Annotated in this window: 18 protein-coding genes; 10 read left to right on the top strand and 8 right to left on the bottom strand. The window is 70.5% G+C overall.

Annotation, left to right across the window (positions count from 1 at the left end; genetic code table 11):
* The first annotated feature begins 12 nt into the window (after positions 1 to 12).
* The 4 genes from HJC40_RS02525 to HJC40_RS02540 are packed head-to-tail and all read left to right on the top strand — an operon-like array spanning position 13 to position 2,889.
* Positions 13 to 1,242, top strand: coding sequence for a cysteine desulfurase (locus HJC40_RS02525; RefSeq protein ID WP_249997957.1), 1,230 nt, complete (start codon positions 13 to 15; stop codon positions 1,240 to 1,242).
* A complete protein-coding gene (gene sufU, locus HJC40_RS02530) occupies positions 1,242 to 1,727 on the top strand; it encodes a Fe-S cluster assembly sulfur transfer protein SufU (protein ID WP_249997958.1) in 486 nt (161 codons plus the stop codon). The genes HJC40_RS02525 and sufU overlap by 1 nt, the downstream gene beginning before the upstream one ends.
* Positions 1,724 to 2,113 (top strand): metal-sulfur cluster assembly factor, encoded by a 390-nt coding sequence (locus tag HJC40_RS02535; RefSeq protein WP_249997959.1) that lies wholly within the window; start codon positions 1,724 to 1,726, stop codon positions 2,111 to 2,113. Before sufU ends, HJC40_RS02535 begins: the two co-directional genes overlap by 4 nt.
* Positions 2,114 to 2,145: 32 nt before the next feature.
* A complete protein-coding gene (locus HJC40_RS02540; RefSeq protein ID WP_249997960.1) occupies positions 2,146 to 2,889 on the top strand; it encodes a maleylpyruvate isomerase family mycothiol-dependent enzyme in 744 nt (247 codons plus the stop codon).
* A 300-nt stretch (positions 2,890 to 3,189) separates the two neighbouring features.
* Here the strand turns inward: HJC40_RS02540 and HJC40_RS02545 are convergent, their stop codons facing one another.
* The gene (locus tag HJC40_RS02545; protein ID WP_249997961.1) at positions 3,190 to 3,885 is read right to left on the bottom strand and encodes a histidine phosphatase family protein; all 696 of its coding nucleotides are present in this window, start codon (positions 3,883 to 3,885) and stop codon (positions 3,190 to 3,192) included.
* Between the two features lie 246 nt (positions 3,886 to 4,131).
* On the opposite strand from HJC40_RS02545, the gene HJC40_RS02550 reads away from it, so the two are divergent.
* Positions 4,132 to 4,734, top strand: coding sequence for a LysE family transporter (locus tag HJC40_RS02550; RefSeq protein WP_249997962.1), 603 nt, complete (start codon positions 4,132 to 4,134; stop codon positions 4,732 to 4,734).
* A gap of 831 nt (positions 4,735 to 5,565) precedes the next feature.
* On the opposite strand, the gene HJC40_RS02555 is transcribed toward HJC40_RS02550, so the two are convergent.
* Together HJC40_RS02555 and HJC40_RS02560 are read right to left on the bottom strand one after the other, a co-directional pair.
* Entirely contained in the window at positions 5,566 to 6,441 is an 876-nt protein-coding gene (locus tag HJC40_RS02555; protein WP_249997963.1) for a virginiamycin B lyase, read from the bottom strand.
* Positions 6,442 to 6,644: 203 nt separating this feature from the next.
* A complete protein-coding gene (locus HJC40_RS02560; protein WP_249997964.1) occupies positions 6,645 to 7,334 on the bottom strand; it encodes a DNA alkylation repair protein in 690 nt (229 codons plus the stop codon).
* Positions 7,335 to 7,357: 23 nt separating this feature from the next.
* On the opposite strand from HJC40_RS02560, the gene HJC40_RS02565 reads away from it, so the two are divergent.
* Complete coding sequence (locus HJC40_RS02565) at positions 7,358 to 7,990, top strand: acVLRF1 family peptidyl-tRNA hydrolase (RefSeq protein ID WP_249997965.1); 633 nt, start codon at positions 7,358 to 7,360, stop codon at positions 7,988 to 7,990.
* Here HJC40_RS02565 and HJC40_RS02570 read toward each other — a convergent pair.
* Positions 7,987 to 8,889, bottom strand: a complete 903-nt coding sequence (locus HJC40_RS02570) for a neutral zinc metallopeptidase (protein WP_249997966.1) — start codon at positions 8,887 to 8,889, stop codon at positions 7,987 to 7,989. The genes HJC40_RS02565 and HJC40_RS02570 overlap by 4 nt on opposite strands.
* Before the next feature lie 231 nt (positions 8,890 to 9,120).
* Between HJC40_RS02570 and HJC40_RS02575 the strand changes: the two genes are divergently transcribed.
* The 4 genes from HJC40_RS02575 (at position 9,121) to HJC40_RS02590 (ending at position 14,186) form a co-directional block, all read left to right on the top strand.
* A complete protein-coding gene (locus tag HJC40_RS02575; protein ID WP_249997967.1) occupies positions 9,121 to 10,725 on the top strand; it encodes an ABC-F family ATP-binding cassette domain-containing protein in 1,605 nt (534 codons plus the stop codon).
* A gap of 427 nt (positions 10,726 to 11,152) precedes the next feature.
* Positions 11,153 to 11,380 (top strand): helix-turn-helix domain-containing protein, encoded by a 228-nt coding sequence (locus HJC40_RS02580; RefSeq protein ID WP_127501473.1) that lies wholly within the window; start codon positions 11,153 to 11,155, stop codon positions 11,378 to 11,380.
* Entirely contained in the window at positions 11,377 to 12,162 is a 786-nt protein-coding gene (locus tag HJC40_RS02585; protein WP_249997968.1) for an enoyl-CoA hydratase/isomerase family protein, read from the top strand. Before HJC40_RS02580 ends, HJC40_RS02585 begins: the two co-directional genes overlap by 4 nt.
* 92 nt (positions 12,163 to 12,254) lie before the next feature.
* Entirely contained in the window at positions 12,255 to 14,186 is a 1,932-nt protein-coding gene (locus tag HJC40_RS02590) for an ABC transporter ATP-binding protein (protein ID WP_249997969.1), read from the top strand.
* Positions 14,187 to 14,607: 421 nt separating this feature from the next.
* On the opposite strand, the gene HJC40_RS02595 is transcribed toward HJC40_RS02590, so the two are convergent.
* From HJC40_RS02595 to HJC40_RS02610, 4 genes are all read right to left on the bottom strand, one after another.
* A complete protein-coding gene (locus HJC40_RS02595; RefSeq protein ID WP_249997970.1) occupies positions 14,608 to 15,165 on the bottom strand; it encodes a TIGR03086 family metal-binding protein in 558 nt (185 codons plus the stop codon).
* Positions 15,166 to 15,269: 104 nt separating this feature from the next.
* Positions 15,270 to 15,674, bottom strand: coding sequence for a hypothetical protein (locus HJC40_RS02600; RefSeq protein ID WP_249997971.1), 405 nt, complete (start codon positions 15,672 to 15,674; stop codon positions 15,270 to 15,272).
* Positions 15,675 to 15,796: 122 nt separating this feature from the next.
* Positions 15,797 to 16,339 carry a G/U mismatch-specific DNA glycosylase gene (gene mug / locus HJC40_RS02605; RefSeq protein WP_249997972.1) on the bottom strand — a complete coding sequence of 181 codons (543 nt, stop codon included), beginning with the start codon at positions 16,337 to 16,339 and terminating at the stop codon, positions 15,797 to 15,799.
* Between the two features lie 167 nt (positions 16,340 to 16,506).
* Positions 16,507 to 17,268 carry an SDR family oxidoreductase gene (locus HJC40_RS02610; protein WP_249997973.1) on the bottom strand — a complete coding sequence of 254 codons (762 nt, stop codon included), beginning with the start codon at positions 17,266 to 17,268 and terminating at the stop codon, positions 16,507 to 16,509.
* Between the last annotated feature and the right edge of the window lie 19 nt (positions 17,269 to 17,287).

Consider the following 17,287-nt stretch of genomic DNA (forward strand, 5'->3'; position numbering starts at 1 on the left):
GGGGGCTGGCACATGACGTTCGACGTGGCCCAGGTCCGAGCCGATTTCCCCATCCTCACGCGGGAGATCAACGGCCACCCGCTGGTCTATCTGGACAGCGCCAACACCTCGCAGAAGCCTCGGCAGGTCATCGAGGCGATGCGGGTGCACAACGAGCGGCACAACGGCAACGTGTCCCGCTCGGTGCATACGCTCGGCACCGAGGCCACGTCGGCGTACGAGGACGCCCGCGCCAAGGTGGCGGCCTTCATCAACGCCGCCACCCCGGACGAGATCGTCTTCACCAAGAACTCGACCGAGGCGATCAACCTGGTCGCCCACTCGGCCGGGCAGCACCTGCGGCTCCAGCCGGGCGACGAGATCGTGATCTCCGAGATGGAGCATCACTCGAACATCGTCCCGTGGCAGTTGCTCTGCGAGCGCACCGGCGCCACGCTGCGCTGGTTCGGCGTGACCGACGACGGCCGGCTCGACGAGTCCCAGCTCGAGACGCTGGTCAACGAGCGCACCAAGCTGGTCTCGGTCGTGCACATGTCGAACGTGCTGGGCACGATCAACGACGTCTCCCGGATCGTCGCGCGGGCCCGTGAGGTCGGCGCGCTGGTGCTGCTCGACTGCTCGCAGTCGGTGCCGCACCTGCCGGTCGACGTGCGCACGCTCGGCGCCGACTTCATCGCGTTCACCGGTCACAAGATGCTCGGCCCGACCGGCATCGGCGTGCTGTGGGGGCGTTACTCCCTGCTCGCCGAGATGCCGCCGTTCCTCGCCGGTGGCTCGATGATCGAGACGGTGACGATGGGCGGCACCACCTATGCCGCGCCGCCGGCCCGCTTCGAGGCCGGCACCCCGCCGATCGCCGAGGCGGTCGGGCTCGGCGCGGCGGTCGACTACCTGACCGGGCTGGGCATGGAGGCGGTGCACCAGCACGAGCAGGACATCACCGCGTACGCCCTCAAGACCCTGCTGGACGTGCCGGGAGTCCGCCTCTTCGGCCCGGCCACCCCCGAAGGCCGTGGCGGCACGCTGTCGTTCGGCGTGGACGGGGTGCACCCGCACGACGTCGGGCAGGTCCTCGACGCGCTCGGGGTCGAGGTGCGGGTCGGGCATCACTGCGCCAAGCCGACCTGCGTGCGTTTCGGCGTCCCGGCGATGACCCGCGCGTCGTTCTACCTCTACACCACCACGGACGAGATCGACGATCTTGCCCGCGGCCTCGACCAGGTCAAGAAGGTGTTCGGCTGATGATGCTCGACGGGCTGTACCAGGAGATCATCCTGGACCACTACAAGCACCCGCACGGCCGTGGCCTGCGCGACCCGTTCAACGGCGAGGCCCACCACGTCAACCCGACGTGCGGCGACGAGATCACCGTCCGGGTCACCGCCGCCGGCTCGTCCTTCTCCGACATCTCGTACGACGGCCTGGGGTGCTCGATCAGCCAGGCGTCCGCCTCGGTGCTGTACGAGCTGCTGCTCAACCGGTCCACGGCCGACGCGGCGGGAATCCACGAGGCTTTCGTGGCGCTGATGCAGGGGCGCGGCCAGGTCGAGCCCGACGAGGACGTGCTCGGCGACGGCATCGCGTTCGCCGGGGTGGCGAAGTTCCCGGCCCGGGTCAAATGCGCGCTGCTGCCGTGGATGGCGTTCAAGGACGCCGCCGCCCGGGCAGGCGTGGACGTTTCCTCGACAGACGCAACCGCTCCAGAGGCTTCAGAGGTGAAGGCATGACTGACACTCCCGTTACCGCTCCCGAGGACGGCGCCACCGCGGTCGCCCCGGCGGAGGTCTCCAAGGCTTCCATCGCGGACGTCGAAGAGGCGATGAAGGACGTCGTCGACCCCGAGCTCGGGATCAACGTCGTCGACCTCGGCCTCGTGTACGACGCGTACGTCGACGACGACAACATCGCCACCCTCGACATGACGCTCACCTCGGCGGCCTGCCCGCTGACCGACGTCATCGAGGACCAGACGCGGACGGCGCTGACCACCGGCCCCGGCGGCGGCCTGGTCAAGGACTTCCGCATCAACTGGGTGTGGCTGCCGCCGTGGGGCCCCGACAAGATCACCGACGACGGCCGCGAGCAGCTGCGGGCGCTCGGCTTCAACGTCTGAGTTCTGTCGGACCCCCCTGCTACAAAAAGGGCATGGAACTTCCCGCCCTCATCACCCTGATCGACGAGCGGTCGGCGGCGCTGCGTGACGCAGTCGCCGCCGCTGCTGTTCCCGGCGCCCGGGTGCCCGGCTGCCCCGACTGGGATCTCGGCGATCTCGTGGCTCACCTGGGCGCGGTCCAGCGTTTCTGGGCCGTGGTGGTGACCGAGGGCGACCCGACCGGCCCGCCGCCGGCCGCCGCGCTGGGCGACCGCGAGCCGCGCGGTGACCTGCTGCAGTGGTCGGCCGAGTCGACCGACCTGCTGCTCAAGGCGCTTCACAGCTCGTCCGCCGACGCCCCGGCGTGGGCCTGGTGGGGCGCTTCCTCCGCACCCCTGACCGTCGGTGCGATCGCCCGCCACCAGGTGCAGGAGGCGGCCGTCCACGCCCGCGACGCGCAGGAGGCGGTGGGCCGGGCCGAGCCGCTGCCCGGCGTTGTCGCGGTCGACGGAGTGGCCGAGTTCCTTCAGGTCGGGGTCGGCTCGCTGGGCGCGTGGCCGCACCGCCCGGCCCGGATCGCCTTCGCCGCCGTCGACGGCCCGACTCACACTCTCGATCTGTCACCGTCGGGCGGCCGGCTCGATCCCGCGGCCGGCGGCGACCCGGTGGTCACCGTGCGCGGGCCGGCCGGTGATCTGGTGCTGGCGCTCTACGGCCGGGTGCCGTTCCACAACCTACGGATCGAGGGCGACCGGGAGGTGCTGACGCAGCTGCGCTCTTGGTCGAACCCCGACTGAACGCGGCCGGGCCTGCCTCGTGCTTCGGCCTGTTTCGCGCGGCCGGCTTTGTCTTGCGCGGCCGGTCTGACTCGCGCGGGCCGGTCTGTCTTGCGCGGTTGACTTGGCTCGCGGGCTGACTGTTCAGTCTTGCGCGACCGGCCCGCCTCGCGGCGCTCGCCGGCCGACGCGGGGCTACCGCCAGCCGTGCCGAGTCGTCGGGAACGTCGGATTCGGTCCGTCGGTCGGACGTTGACGCAAATCGTCGGCGTGACCATCAGGCGGGTTCCGCCTCGGTCACGTGTGTGCGCTGGTCGTGGGCTACGCGGGCGGCAGGTGGTCGACCGCGTTGTAGTAGGCGAGCTCGAGCCGTCCGTCGACAGCGACGAAGCGGCTCAGCGACGCGTTGCGGACGCTGCCGGCGGAACGCTCGGCCTCCAGCACCTGGTCCCAGGTCAGTTGCTCGATGACGGCGCGCATCATGAGCACCACCGCGTCGTGGGCGACCACGATGACCCGTTCGCCGGCGTGGTCGCGGTTGAGGTCGTCGAGGAAGGCGCCCAGTCGCACCTCGATGTCCGCGAAGGACTCGCCGCCCGGCGGAGCGTAGTGATGCTCGCCGGCGTCGGCGCGCCGCTGGGCCTCGTCCGGGAAGCGCTGGGCCACGGCGGCCCGGGTCAGCATCTCGAGGTAGCCGAGCAGCCGATCGACGAGGCGGTCGTCAGTGGTCGGCGCGGGCAGCTCGACGCCGGACTTCTCCGCCGCGATCCGCCACGTCTCCCGGGCCCGCAGATAGGGCGAGGTGATGGCGACCTGGGGCCGCTCGTCCTCGGGCAGCTCCCCGATCCACTCGCCGAGCGCCGCGGCCTGTTCCTGGCCGTACTCGGTCAGCGGCACCTCGGCATCACGCCCGCTGACCTCGGCCTCGAGCAGCCCTCCGGCATCGGCGGCGGGAAAGGCGACGTTGGCCAGGCTCTGCCCGTGCCGGACGAGGAGAAGTTCGGCAACCACACTCATGATCCGACCCTACCGAGCGAGCTGCTCCGGTGTGACGCCCGACGGCACCAAGACGGCGCCGGCGGTCGGTCGCTGGAGCTTGCGCGGGCGGCGCGATAAATCGGTCGCGGTGGTGTGCCGGGAACGCGACCATGGGCCCGTGACGAAGTCGATCCCGCACCCCGCTGTCTCTGTCGCTGTGGCCGATCGGGCCGCGCGACAGCAGCGGACCGGCCCCCGCGGAACGGCGGTTCGTCAGCAGCGGTCATGAGCGCGGCGTTTCTGGCCGGCGTCGTCGCGGGCTACGGGGTCGCGCTGCCCATGGGAGCCATCGGCGTGCTCATCGCCGGTCTCAGCGCGCGCACGTCCCTCCGGGTCGGCGCGGCGGCCGGGTTGGGCGCAGCCACGGCGGACGGCCTCTTCGCGGCTATCGCCGTGGCCGGGGGAGCAGCCGTGGCCAGCCTGATCGCGCCGATGGCCGCACCGCTGCGCTGGGTCGCGGCCGTCGTCTTGCTGATCATCGCCGCGCTGACAGCCCGGGCGGCCTTTCGTGAGCCGGGTACCGCCGCCGTGGGCGATCGGCCTGTCAAGCCCGGGCGGGCCTACGTCGGCGTGCTCGGCCTGACCTTGCTCAACCCGGCGACCGTCATCTACTTCGCCGCGCTGGTCCTGGGCCGGGCCGGCGAGGGCGGCGGCGTGCCCTTCGTCGCCGGCGTCATCCTGGCCTCCGCCAGCTGGCAACTCGTGATCGCCGCCGGCGGCTCGCTCATCGGCCGCCGGCTGACCGGCCCACGAGGCCGCACCTGGACGGCGCTGGTCTCCAGCATCGTCATAGCTGCCCTGGCTGTCCGCCTGGTGCTCCCGGCCTGAGTCGGCCCCACCCGTCTACGTCAGTGCGACTTCGTGGCGGAATGCTGTAGGGCGGGCGAGCGGAAACGGCTCAGTCCGGAGTCACCGCTTTCTCGCCCGCTCTCGCCCGCTCTCGCCCGCTCTCGCCCGCTCTCGCGGTGGAGTGCTGGGAGCGGGCAACTGGAGCGGCTTGGCTGGGCGACTGCTTCCTCGCCCGCTTTCGAGGTGAAACGCCGGGGACAAGCCGGGCGGCTCGGCCGCAGTGACCGTTCTCTCGCCTGCTTCGCGGTGGAGCGCTGGGGGGAGACGAGCCGGGCGGCTCGGTCGGGGTGACTGTTTCTTGCCTGCTCTCGTTGCGGAACGCTGTAGGGCGGACAATTGGAGCGGCCAGTCCGGAGTCACCGCCTTCTCGCCCGCTCTCGCGGTGGAACGCTGAGGGACAAGCCGGGCGGCTCGGCCGCGGTGACCGTTTTCTCGCCTGCTTCGCGGTGGATCGCGGGGGAGGACAAGCCGGGCGGCTCGGTCGGGGTGACCGCTTTTTCGCCTGTTCTCGTGGCGGAACGTTGTAGGTCAGGCAAGCGGAACGGCTCAGTCCGGAGCCACTGCTTCTTGCCCGCTCCTCGCGGTGGAGCGCTGTGGGGTGGGCAAATGGAGTGGCTCGGCCGGGGCGATCGCTTCCTCGACTGCTCTCCTGGCGGAGCACTGTAGGGCAGGCAAGTGAAACAAAACTCGGTCCGGGGCGCCCGCTTTCGCGGTGGAACGCTGGAGGAGGGCAAGAGGAACAGCTGACGGGACGCGTGCTCGCAAGGCCGGAGAACCGCAGTCGGCCCGGCCTGCACGACGCAGGGGCGTTCAGCGGGACAGGTGGGCTACCGCGCCGGTTTCCAGGGCGGCCCAGACGCCGCCGTCCGGGCCGATGGTGATGCCGTGCGGCTCGGAGGACGGGGTGGGCAGGTCGAATTCCTCGATCTTGCCGGCCACGCTGATGTGAGCGATGCGGTTGGCGCCCCACTCGGTGAACCAGCAGCCACCGCCGGGATCGGCGGTGATGGCGTGTGGGCGGGCCGCTCGGTCGGGGAGCGGGAATTCGGTGACGGTGCCGTCGGGCGTGATGCGGCCGACCTGGCCGGCGCCGATCTCGACGAACCACAGGGCCCCGTCGGCGCCCAGGGTGACGCCGACCGGCGACGCGCCCTTGGTGGGCAGCGGGTGCAGCGTCACCTGGCCGTCGAGTGTGATGCGGCCGATCGCGTCGGCCTGGTTGAGGGTGAACCAGAGCGCTTCGTCGGGGCCGGGGGTGATCATCGAGGGGAAGCCGCCGGCCCTGGGCAGGGGAAACTCGGTGAGCCGGCCGTCGACCGTGAGGCGGCCGACGGCGTCGCCGTTCATCTCGGTGAACCACAGGGCGCCGTCGGCGCCGGGAGCGATGCCGAAGGGTGCACCACGCACGGTGAAGGAGGTCTGCTTGCCGTCCGTGGTGAGGCGTCCGATGCGGTCGTCGCGGTTACGGGTGAACCACAACGCTCCGTCACCGCCCACGGTGACGACCGACGGTCCGCTCGTGGCCGAGTCGAGTGGATGTTCCTCCGTGGTGCCGTCCATGGCCAGCCGGGCGACGCGACCACCGTGGACGAGTGTCATCCACAAGGCGTTGTCGGGCCCGGCGACGATGCCGTAGGGCCCGGCCGCCGCGTCGGTGACTCCGATCTCGCGCACCGGCTGCCTCACACCCTCGCTCCCTCACTCACAGAACCATGACCCTCTCGCGGACCGACCGAACTCACCGATGCTTCGTCCCCTCGCGGACCGACCGAACTCACCGATGCTTCATCCCCTCGCGGACCGACTGAACTCACGGATGCTTCATCCCCCGGCGGGCCGACTGAACTCACGGATGCTGACCGACTGAACCGCTCGCGGGCCGATACGCCTCACAGATGCTTCATCGCCTCGCGGACCGACAGGCCGGAGAGCGTCGACCGGTGAGCCTCGACGAAGGCGCGGACGGCGTCGGGGTCGGTGCGGGCGTACTGGCGCAGGGCCCAGCCGATCGCCTTGCGCACGAAGAAGTCGCGATGGCCGGCCTGGGCCCGGCAATAGCCGAACAGGCGGTCGACGTCCGTCGCGCCGCCGTAATGCAGCTGGTGCAGGATCGCCGTGCGGACCAGCCACAGGTTGTCGTCCCTCGACCACTCGTCCATGACGGCGACCAGCGACGGGTGGTGCGTGACCAGCCCCCCGGTGAACCGGGTGGCCAGCGGGTCGATCGTGTCCCACCATGACTTCGTGGTGATCAGCTCGCGCAGTGTGGGCACGAAGCCGGGGCCCGGCACCGTCACGTTGGCGCCGAGGTAGGAACAGCCGACGTACTGGAACTCACGCTCCGGACGGGACCACAGCGCCAGGGCGATCGAGCGAAGATCATCCTCCGTGGGCCGGGGCAGGTCTCGCACGGCCTCGCGTTGCATCGTTCGCAGGGCCGGCGAAGCCAGGCCGAGGAACGGGAACCGGCCTTTCATGTACGCCGCCTGGCCCGCGGCCCGAACCGGGTCGGCCGCGGGCAGCAAACGCTCGTCGAGCCGTTCCAGCAGCGTCGCGGTCAGGTCGGTCATGGCCCGCATCCTGCCACCGTAGTCTGACAAGAATGGGCGAACGGACGGCCGCGGGCGGCGGCAAATGGGTCGATGTCGCGCCGGAGCGGATGACCCGGTGGCTGGAGAACTTCGCGCGCCGCCACGGCCCGTACCGGGAAGAGGGGTTGACCCTGATCGCCGAGGACGGCGCCTCGGCGGACTGGCGGACGCCGCCCGGCGCGGCCGGCGTGGCGACTCTGGCCGAGCTGATCGAGACGGCTCAGCGGCCGCGCAAGCTGGGCCTGCTGCTCGCCCGTAAGGGCGCGGTGGCGGTGGGCGTCGCCGACGGTGCCACGCTCCTCGCGTCCAAGGTGGACAGGAACTATGTGCAGGGGCGCACGGCGGCTGGTGGCTGGTCACAGCAGCGCTTCGCGCGCCGCCGCGACAACCAGGCCAAGGCGGCCGCCGCGGACGGCGCCGACATCGTCGCGCGTGTTCTGCTGCCCTCCGTACGGGACCTCGCCGCGCTGGTGACGGGCGGTGACCGCACCGCGGTGGAGGCCATCCTGACCGCGCCGAACCTGGCCCCGCTGGCCGCCGCGCGGGCCGAGCGGTTCCTGGACGTGCCCGAGCCCCGGCACGCGGTGCTGATCTCCGCGGTGGCCGGGGCCCGGGCCGTGTCCGTCCTGGTGAAGGAACCTTAGAACGAGGTGTTGCAGCTCTCCGGATTGCCCGAGTCGTAACCCTTCTGGAAGTTCTGCTGCCGCTGGGCCGCGGTGCCGTGCGTGAACTCCTCCGGGTTGACCGGGTTGCCGCTGCGCTTCTGGAGCACGTCGTCACCGATCTGGCCGGCCGTCTGGATGCCTTCCTCGATGTCCTGCTGGGTCAGGCTCGTGAAAAGTTTCTGGCCCTTGGTGTCGGTCGTCTCGGTGGCCGCCTTGGACCACACCCCGGCGTAGCAGTCGGCCTGCAGCTCGAGCTTCACCGACAGCGCGTTCTTCTCGCTCTCGCCCGCGCCCTGCTGAGCCCGGCGCATCTTGGCCTCCTGGCCGGTGATGTCCTGGATGTGGTGGCCGTACTCGTGGGCCAGCACGTAGGGCTGGGCGAACTCGCCGGGCGCGCCGAGCTGCTGGGACAGCACGTCGTAGAACGTGAGGTCGATGTACACCTGGTTGTCGCCGGGGCAGTAGAACGGCCCGACGCCGGAGTCGGCCGCGCCGCACGCCGTGTTCACCTGGCGGGAGAAGATCACCGTCTTGGCCGGTTGGTACTGCGTGCCGAAATACTGCGGCGTCGCCTTGTTCCAGTACGCCTGGATCGAGTTGATGTAGAGGACGTTCCGGCACTCCAGCTGCTGGGTGGCGTTGTCCTGGGAACACGTTTGCTGGATGTTGGTGTTGTTACCCGTGTCGGTGCCACCACCACCGATCTGGTTGATGCCGAAGTAACCACCGACCACGGCGACGACGATCGTGATGATGATGCCGACCAGGCCACCACCGCCGATCGGCAGCCCGCCGAGGCCGCCGCCCCCGCCACCGCCGGAACCACGTCGATCCTCGACCTGACTGGTATCGATGTCGGCGTTCTCGTTGAGTTCCATTTCTTCCTCACTGAGGGAGTGCGGCGGGAGTCCCCGATGCGTACCCGATGATCTTGCTGGTTAATCGGGTGGGAGGTACAGCGGGCCGCCCGGTACTATTGCCGGGTGCTGCTCTGCGAAGGCTGACCTGCCCCGCGCCGACCCTTGGCTGTTCCGACGGAGGAACAGCGCGAAGGCCGGCGTTCTTCTGTGCCCGGAGCCAGCCTTCTTCTGAGAGTGAGCAGTCAAAACATGATCACCGCCACCGGACTCGAACTGCGCGCCGGCTCCCGCATCCTGCTGTCCCCGGTCACCCTGCGGGTGCAGCCGGGCGACCGGATCGGTCTGGTCGGCCGCAACGGCGCGGGCAAGACCACCACGCTCAAGGTCCTGGCCGGCGAGGGCCAGCCCTACACGGGTCAGGTCGAGCGCACCAGCGAGGTCGGCTACCTGCCGCAGGACCCGCGCACCGGCGACCTCAACGTGACCGGCCGCGACCGGGTGCTCAGCGCCCGCGGCCTCGACGCGATCATCGCCGAGATGCAGAAACTCGAGATCAAGCTCGAGGAGAGCGCCGACGACAAGCTGATCCGCCGCTACGGCGTGCTCGAGGATCAGTTCTCCGCCCTGGGCGGGTACGCGGCCGAGGCCGAGGCCGCCCGCATCTGCTCCAACCTGGGCCTGCCCGACCGGGCGCTGGCGCAGGCGATCGGCACCCTCTCCGGCGGCCAGCGCCGCCGCATCGAGCTGGCCCGCATCCTGTTCGCCAACTCCGGGCAGAACGGCAAGGGCATCCTGCTGCTCGACGAGCCCACCAACCACCTCGACCAGGACTCGATCGCCTGGCTGCGCGGCTACATGGCCCAGCACAAGGGCGGGCTGGTGGTGATCAGCCACGACGTCGAGCTGCTCGAGGCCGCGGTCAACAAGGTGTGGTATCTCGACGCCAACCGCTCAGTCGTCGACATGTACAACATGGGCTGGAAGAAGTACCTCGAGTCGCGCGAGACCGACGAGCGCCGCCGGCGCCGCGAGCGGGCGAACGCCGAGAAGAAGGCCGGCGCCCTGATGGCCCAGGCCGACAAGATGCGGGCCAAGGCCACCAAGACGATCGCCGCGCAGAACATGGCGCGCCGGGCCGAAAAGCTGCTCGGTGGCCTCGAGGAGGTACGCAGCTCGGACAAGGTGGCCAAGGTGCGGTTCCCCAACCCGGCCCCGTGCGGAAAGACGCCGCTCACCGCGTCCGGCCTGTCGAAGTCGTACGGGTCGCTCGAGATCTTCACCGATGTCGACGTGGCGGTCGACCGGGGCTCGCGCGTGGCCATCCTCGGCCTCAACGGCGCCGGCAAGACCACCCTGCTGCGGATGCTCGGTGGCCTGCTCGAACCGGACACCGGCGAGGTGCACGCGGGGCACGGCCTGCGGCTGGGCTACTACGCGCAGGAACACGAGACGCTCGACGTCGACCGGACGATCCTCGAGCACATGCGCAGCGCCGCGGCCGACCAGACCGACACCGACCTGCGCAAGATCCTCGGCGCGTTCCTCTTCTCGGGTGACGACGTCGACAAGCCGGCCGGGGTGCTCTCGGGCGGCGAGAAGACCCGTCTGGCGCTGGCCACGCTCGTGTGCTCGGGCGCCAACGTGCTGCTTCTCGACGAGCCCACCAACAACCTCGACCCGATCAGCCGCGAGCAGGTGCTCGATGCCATCGCCAACTACCCGGGAGCGATCGTGCTGGTCACGCACGACGCCGGCGCGGTGCAGGCGCTGAAGCCGGACCGGGCCATTCTGCTGCCCGACGGCGACGAGGACGCGTGGAGCGACGACCTGCTGGAGCTCGTCGAACTGGCCTGATCGCGGGATCATCGCCATCGTCTCTTGTCAACCGGTGCCCACACAGACAGTGCGACGTTCGGGCGTTTGCGGTCAGGTCGGGCACCGGTCCGGGCAGTCCCCCGTGGGCCCTCCCGGCTCGGCAGCGGTGGGTAGGGGACGCATCGACGCTCAGTCATGTCCGGTCGACGACGGCTCTCGATCGCGAGTTTTCGCAGGTGATCGATGGTCTTGGCGGAAAGGTGAGCGAAGCCTTACGCGGGTTCCGAAAGCCTGTCGCCCTAACGACTGTGAACTGTCTGACATTGATGGCCGTGGTCATCGTCAAGTTCCTGACAGTGATAAATGGGCACGTTGGCTAGGCCTGGATACCTAGCGCATGATCGTTGGAGGCGGTCTAATAGGTGAGACCGTATGAACCGCACTGTCTGGGACGTGAGGATTCAAGATGCCAGCCACGGGCACTGCCACCAGTACTGAGAAGGGTCGCCGAATCGTCGGCAGCGAGCGCCAGTCATTGGCGAAGGATCTGGTGAAGCGTTACACGTCGGGGGAGAGCATTCGCGCCCTCGCCGCTTCGACCGGCCGGTCCTACGGATTCGTGCACCGGGTACTCACCGAGTCCGGTGTGCAGCTCCGCCAGCGTGGTGGCGCTCGTCGCCGCAAGAAGGCGTGACGATCGGCGACGCCGCACCCGGCCTCCCCGCCGACGAGTCGGGCGTTCGCTACGACCTGGACGGGCCGGTGGCAACGGTGACGTTGTCCCGGCCCGAGGTCCTCAATGCGCAAACGCCGGCGATGTGGGCCGAGCTCGCGAACATTTCGCGGAAATTACCTGGCGACGTACGAGTCGTCATTGTCCGCGGCGACGGACGCTCTTTTTCCGCAGGCCTGGATCTGTCGGCCGCACGGGGCGAAGGCGATTCTTCACTTGCGAAGCTTTCGCAGTTGTCACCAGAGGAGTGCGCGGATCGGATTGCCGGCTTCCAGTCGGCGTTCACGTGGCTGCGTAACCCCTCGATCGTGACGATCGCGGCCGTGCAGGGACATGCGATCGGCGCCGGATTTCAACTCGCGCTCAACTGTGACATGCGAGTACTGGCCGACAACGCGCGATTCTCGATGGCCGAGGTGACCCTCGGGCTCGTGCCCGATCTGGGCGGCACCAAGCGGCTCACCGAGCTGGTCGGGCCCTCCCGCGCGCTCGAGATCTGCGTGACCGGCCGGCGCATCGAGGCCGACGAGGCCGTACGCATCGGTCTGGCTACCGCCGTCGTGCCGGCCGCCGAGCTGGAGGGCGCCGTCGCCGACCTCGCCGCCGCGGTGCTCGCCGCCGATCGCGGCGCGGTCGCCGAGATCAAGGCGCTGCTGTCCGGGGCCACCCAGCGAACGTACGCCGAACAAGACCGCGCCGAGCGCGAGGCGCAGACCCGCCGCCTGCGGGATCTGTCGGAATAGTCTCCTCACCACCCGGAGTTGTCATACCCGCCGGGCAGAATCCTTTCTGCCCGCACGATGTGACACCGAGCCGAAACCCGGGAGGTGACGAGATGAGCATGCCCTCGTGGTCCATGCTGCGCTCGATCCAGAACTCGGACCGGGTGGCCGAACACCGCCTCCGCCAGGGCACGACCCGGCGGATCCTTCGTTACGCCCGGCCCTACCGCCGGGACATCCTGGTCTTCCTCATCACCGTGGTGCTCGCCGCCGGCATCGGCGTCGCGACACCCCTGCTCGCCGGTCACGTGATCAACGCCATCACCGACGGCGACCCCGACGCGGCGTCCACCGTCATCCGGCTGGCCGTGATGATCGCGGTGCTCGCGGTCGTCGACGCGTTCCTGTCGCTGGCCCAGAGGTGGTATTCCGCCCGCATCGGCGAGGGCATCATCCTCGACCTGCGCACCAAGGTGTACGACCACGTGCAGCGCATGCCGTTGCAGTTCTTCACCCGCACCCAGACCGGCGCCCTGGTCAGCCGGCTCAACAACGACGTCACCGGCGCCCAGCGGGCCTTCACGTCCACCCTGTCCGGCGTGGTCAGCAACGTCATCCAGCTGGTGCTCACGGCCGCGGTGATGTTCAGCCTCTCGTGGCAGATCACCACGCTGTCGCTCATGATGCTGCCGCTGTTCATCATCCCGGCGCGCCGGGTCGGCAAACGCCTCGCCGAGATCACCCGCGAGTCGTACAACCTGGACGCCAAGATGAACGCGACGATGACCGAGCGGTTCAACGTCGCCGGCGCGATGCTGGTCAAGCTCTTCGGCCGTCCCGGCGCCGAGGCCGACCGCTTCGGTGAGCGGGCCGCCCGGGTCCGCGACATCGGCATCCAGCAGGCCATGTTCTCGCGCACGTTCTTCGTCGCGATGTTGCTGGTCGCCTCGCTGGCGCAGGCCCTGACCTACGGCCTCGGTGGCTGGCTCGCAGTCACCGGCAGCGTCACGGCCGGCACGGTGGTCACCCTGGCACTGCTGCTGACCCGGCTCTATGGCCCGCTGACCGCGCTCAGCAACGTGCGGGTCGACGTGATGAGCGCGCTCGTGTCGTTCGACCGGGTGTTCGAGGTGCTCGACCTCAGGCCCGGCATCGAGGAGCGCCCCGGCGCCGTCGACCTGCCGGCCGGCGCCGGTCGGGTCGAGTTCCGCGACGTGCACTTCCGCTACCCCAGCGCGAGCGAGGTCTCCCTGGCCACGCTCGAGGATGTGGCGACCCTCGACCGGACGGAGAACGCGCCCATCCTGCGCGGGGTCGACTTCACCGTCGAGCCCGGCCAGATGGTCGCGCTCGTCGGCCCGTCCGGCGCGGGCAAGTCGACCACGTCGATGCTGGTCTCCCGCATCTACGACGTCACTTCGGGCGCCGTACGGATCGACGGGGTCGACGTCCGCGACGCGACGCTCGACTCCTTGCGCGACACGATCGGGGTCGTCACGCAGGACGCCCACCTGTTCCACGAGACGATCGCCGAGAACCTGCGATACGCGCGTCCCGACGCGACCGACGAGGACATGTGGGAGGCGTTGCGCGGCGCCCAGGTCGCTGAGCTGGTGGCGGCGCTGCCCGAGGGGCTCGACACGGTCGTGGGCGAGCGTGGCTACCGCTTCTCCGGCGGCGAGAAACAGCGGCTGGCGATCGCCCGGCTGCTGCTCAAGCGCCCGTCGATCGTCGTGCTCGACGAGGCCACCGCCCACCTCGACAGCGAGTCCGAGGCGGCGGTGCAGCGGGCCCTGGCCGTGGCGCTCGAGGGTCGCACGGCGTTGGTGATCGCCCACCGGCTCTCCACCGTCCGCGACGCCGACCAGATCCTGGTGCTCGACGCGGGCCGCGTCGTCGAGCGCGGCCGCCACGAGGAGCTCGTGGCCGCGGGCGGCCTCTACGCCGAGCTCTACCGCACCCAGTTCGCGGCCGCTTCCCCGGCGGCCACCTTCGCCGACGACGTCGAGATCGTCACGGTGCCGGCCGGCCAGATCGAGCCCTGACCGCCCACGGCGCCGGAGCTCCGGGAGGCCGGGCCCGGTAACCCGACTACTGCCGGTGCGCTGGGACAACTCGGTGACGGTGGACGGTGGACGGCGGATGGTCGCGGGTCGGCTCGGGCGCCGCCGAGATGGTCAGTGAGCTGGTCCGGGACTTTGCGGCCGCGCGGGCGTCTGGGCCATCCGGCGCCCGATCAACGCGTTGGCGCAGCGTGGCGATGTCTGCGGGCTGCCTTTGTGAGGGCGGAGCACCGGCAGGGCTTGCGACGCGGTCCGGCGGCCCCGAGCTACCGCAAAGCCGAGGCCGTCCCCGCTGGTCGTCCGGCCTGCTCCAGCACCGGGTCGGGGTGGAGTCAGCTCGCCTGGTGAGTGCTGTTGTGGAGCGAGGCGGTGCGGCCCCTTTCGCCTCGGCCGGGGACGGCTGTCAGGCGGGGGTGCGGCCGCTGATCGCGAGGAGGCGCTCGAACATCTCGGCGTCGGCCGGGGCCTGAGCCTCCGCACCGAAAACGCCCATCGTGCGGCCGGTCGGCGCCATCTGCTCGACGAACGGCAGCAGCGCTTCGACGGCGGCTTCGGCCGGCCGGTAGGGCTGGCCCGTGGCCGTGGCCAGATCCCAGCCGTGCACGGTGAGGTCGGTCAGGGCGAGATTGCCGACCATCGGCTGAGGCATGCCCATGCCGGGGGAGATGCCGTCGAGGGCGGCCGGGTCGGACCAGGCGGCGATGAGACGATCGGTCTCGGCGGCGAACCGGTCGCGCCAGCCCTCGGCGAGGAAATCGGGCGTGCTGGAGAAGTCCATCGCCTCCTTCCGCGCGGCGGCCTGGAAGTTGACGACCACCTGGAAGAGGTGGTTGAGCAGGTCACGCACCTGGAACTCGGCACACGGCGTCGAGTCGCCGAGCTGGTCGTCGCGGATGCCCCGGACGATGGGGACGGTCCGCTCGGCCGCCGCTGCCATCAGGGTGCTGGTCTCCGTCGTCATGGCCCCGACCGTAGCTAAAACAGCACCTCTCTCGTCGCCCCGACACCCCGATCGAGTCAGGACCGGGGGTGCTCAAGGCACGGGGAACCACCCGGCCGGCGCGGTCAGTCGGCCACCCAGGCGGCGATCGTCGCTGCCGGCGGGGTGAGGGTGAACACGGCGTAGGCGGTGGTGAGCACGGCGGCCGAGACGCTCCACCAGCGCAGTCGGGCGGACAGGGTGCGGTACCGCAGCGCCGTCGCGCCGGCACCGAGGAGCGCCAGGGGGACGGCGAGCACTGCCCCGAGCAGAGTGATCCAGAAGCCGGGCACGCCGAGCAGCCAGCCCGGCACGATCCAGACCCACGTCGGCGGAGCAGCGTTGTCGCGCCAGAGATAAGGGATGACGGCGGCGGAGACATAGGCGGCGACCACGTACAGCTGGAGGGCGATCAGCGTACGCATGAGCACGGTCCTGCCGGCTGCCGTGGTGGCGGGTTGTGCGGCCGGGGTGAGGCTCAGGTCCGTCACGCTTGCTCCTGTCGTGTGCGCTCGTCCAGCTCGCGCAGCGAGTCCGCCGCCTCCAGTGGAGAGTCGTGGGACAGCACGCTACCGGGCGTTGTCGATATTCGGCGGCTGTCGTCCGGCGCTTGTCAGGTCGCGGCGGCCCGTAGCTCGGCGAACTGGATGGCCAGGTCGCCGATCTGATATCTCGCGTTCAGGCCGCTCGGGTTGGGCAGGACCCATACCGGGACGCCGCCGATCGCGTCGGGCTGCGGACCGATCGTGGCTTTGGGCCGGGCGAAGGCGGTGCGGTAGGCCGTGACGCCGAGGACGGCCAGGTATCGCGGGCGCCACCTGTCGGCCAGCGCGGCCAGGATCTCGCCGCCGGTGATCAGCTCGGCCGGGGAGAGCTCGTCGGCCCGGGCGGTGGCGCGGGCCACCACGTTGGTGCTCCCGAGGCCGAGGCCGGGTAGTTGGTCCTGTTCGGACGGGTGCAGTTGGCGGTCGGTGAAGCCGGAGCGGTGCAGCGCCGGCCAGAAGCGGTTCCCGGGGCGGGCGAAGTGGTGGCCGGTCGCCGCCGAGTACAGGCTCGGGTTGATGCCGGAGAAGAGCACCCGGAGACCCGGGCCGATCAGGTCGGGAATGGTGCGGCCGGCGGCGGCCGCCACCTCGGCGGGGGTGGGCGCGGGCACCGTACGAGCGTATCCACCGAACCGCGGACAACACCCGCCGGCCGGACCGGCACCGACCACGCGGCCGGCAATCAGAGCGCCCCGAGGTCAGAGCGCCCCGAGGTCAGAGCGCCCCGAGGTCAGAGCGCGCCGAGGTCACAGCGCGCCGAGGTCACAGCGCGCCGTGATCAGAGCGCGCGGAGGTTGCCACCGTCGACGGCCACCGTGCTGCCGGTCATGTAGCTGGCCGCCGGGGAGAGCAGGAACGCCGCGACCCGGCCGAACTCGGCGGGCTCGCCCAGACGACGCATCGGGATGCTCCTGGCGACGGCCGCCGCCGCGGCGGCCGGGTCGTCGGCGGCGGCGAAGAGCTCCAGGTTGCGGTCGGTCAGGAAGCGGCCGGGGAGCAGGTTCAGGATGCGGACGCCGCGCGGGGCGTACTCGTCGGCCATGTCCTTCGCGGCCATGGCCAGGCCGGGGCGCAGGCCGTTGGAGAGCCCGAGGCCGGTCAGCGGCGTCTTGACCGACGTGGACAGGACCAGGCCGATCACGCCGCTTTCGGGCAGCGCCGAGGCGAAGACGCGGGCGGCCCGGATCGAGCCCAGGAACACCGTCTCGAACGCGTTGCGCCACTGCTCGTCGTCCATCGCGGCCGCGGTGCCGGGGGCCGGGCCGCCCACCGAGATGAGGGCGCCGTCGAAGCGGCCGAAGCGATCGCCGGCCGTGTCGATCAGCGTGCGCGGGGTCGCGGGGTCGGTCAGGTCGGCGGTCACCCCCACGGCGTGCTCGGCACCGCCGAGAGCGTCGACGGCTTCCGTGACCCGTTTCTCGTCGCGCGCGGAGATCACCACCTTGGCGCCGTCGGCGACCAGCGCCTTGGCGGTGGCGTAGCCCAGCCCCCGCGAGGCTCCGGTCAGCACGTAGACGCGATCAGCCAGTCCGAGATCCATGCCCCGATCCTCCCATCGC

This window comes from Actinoplanes sp. M2I2, from assembly GCF_023544445.1.
Taxonomy (GTDB): domain Bacteria; phylum Actinomycetota; class Actinomycetes; order Mycobacteriales; family Micromonosporaceae; genus Actinoplanes.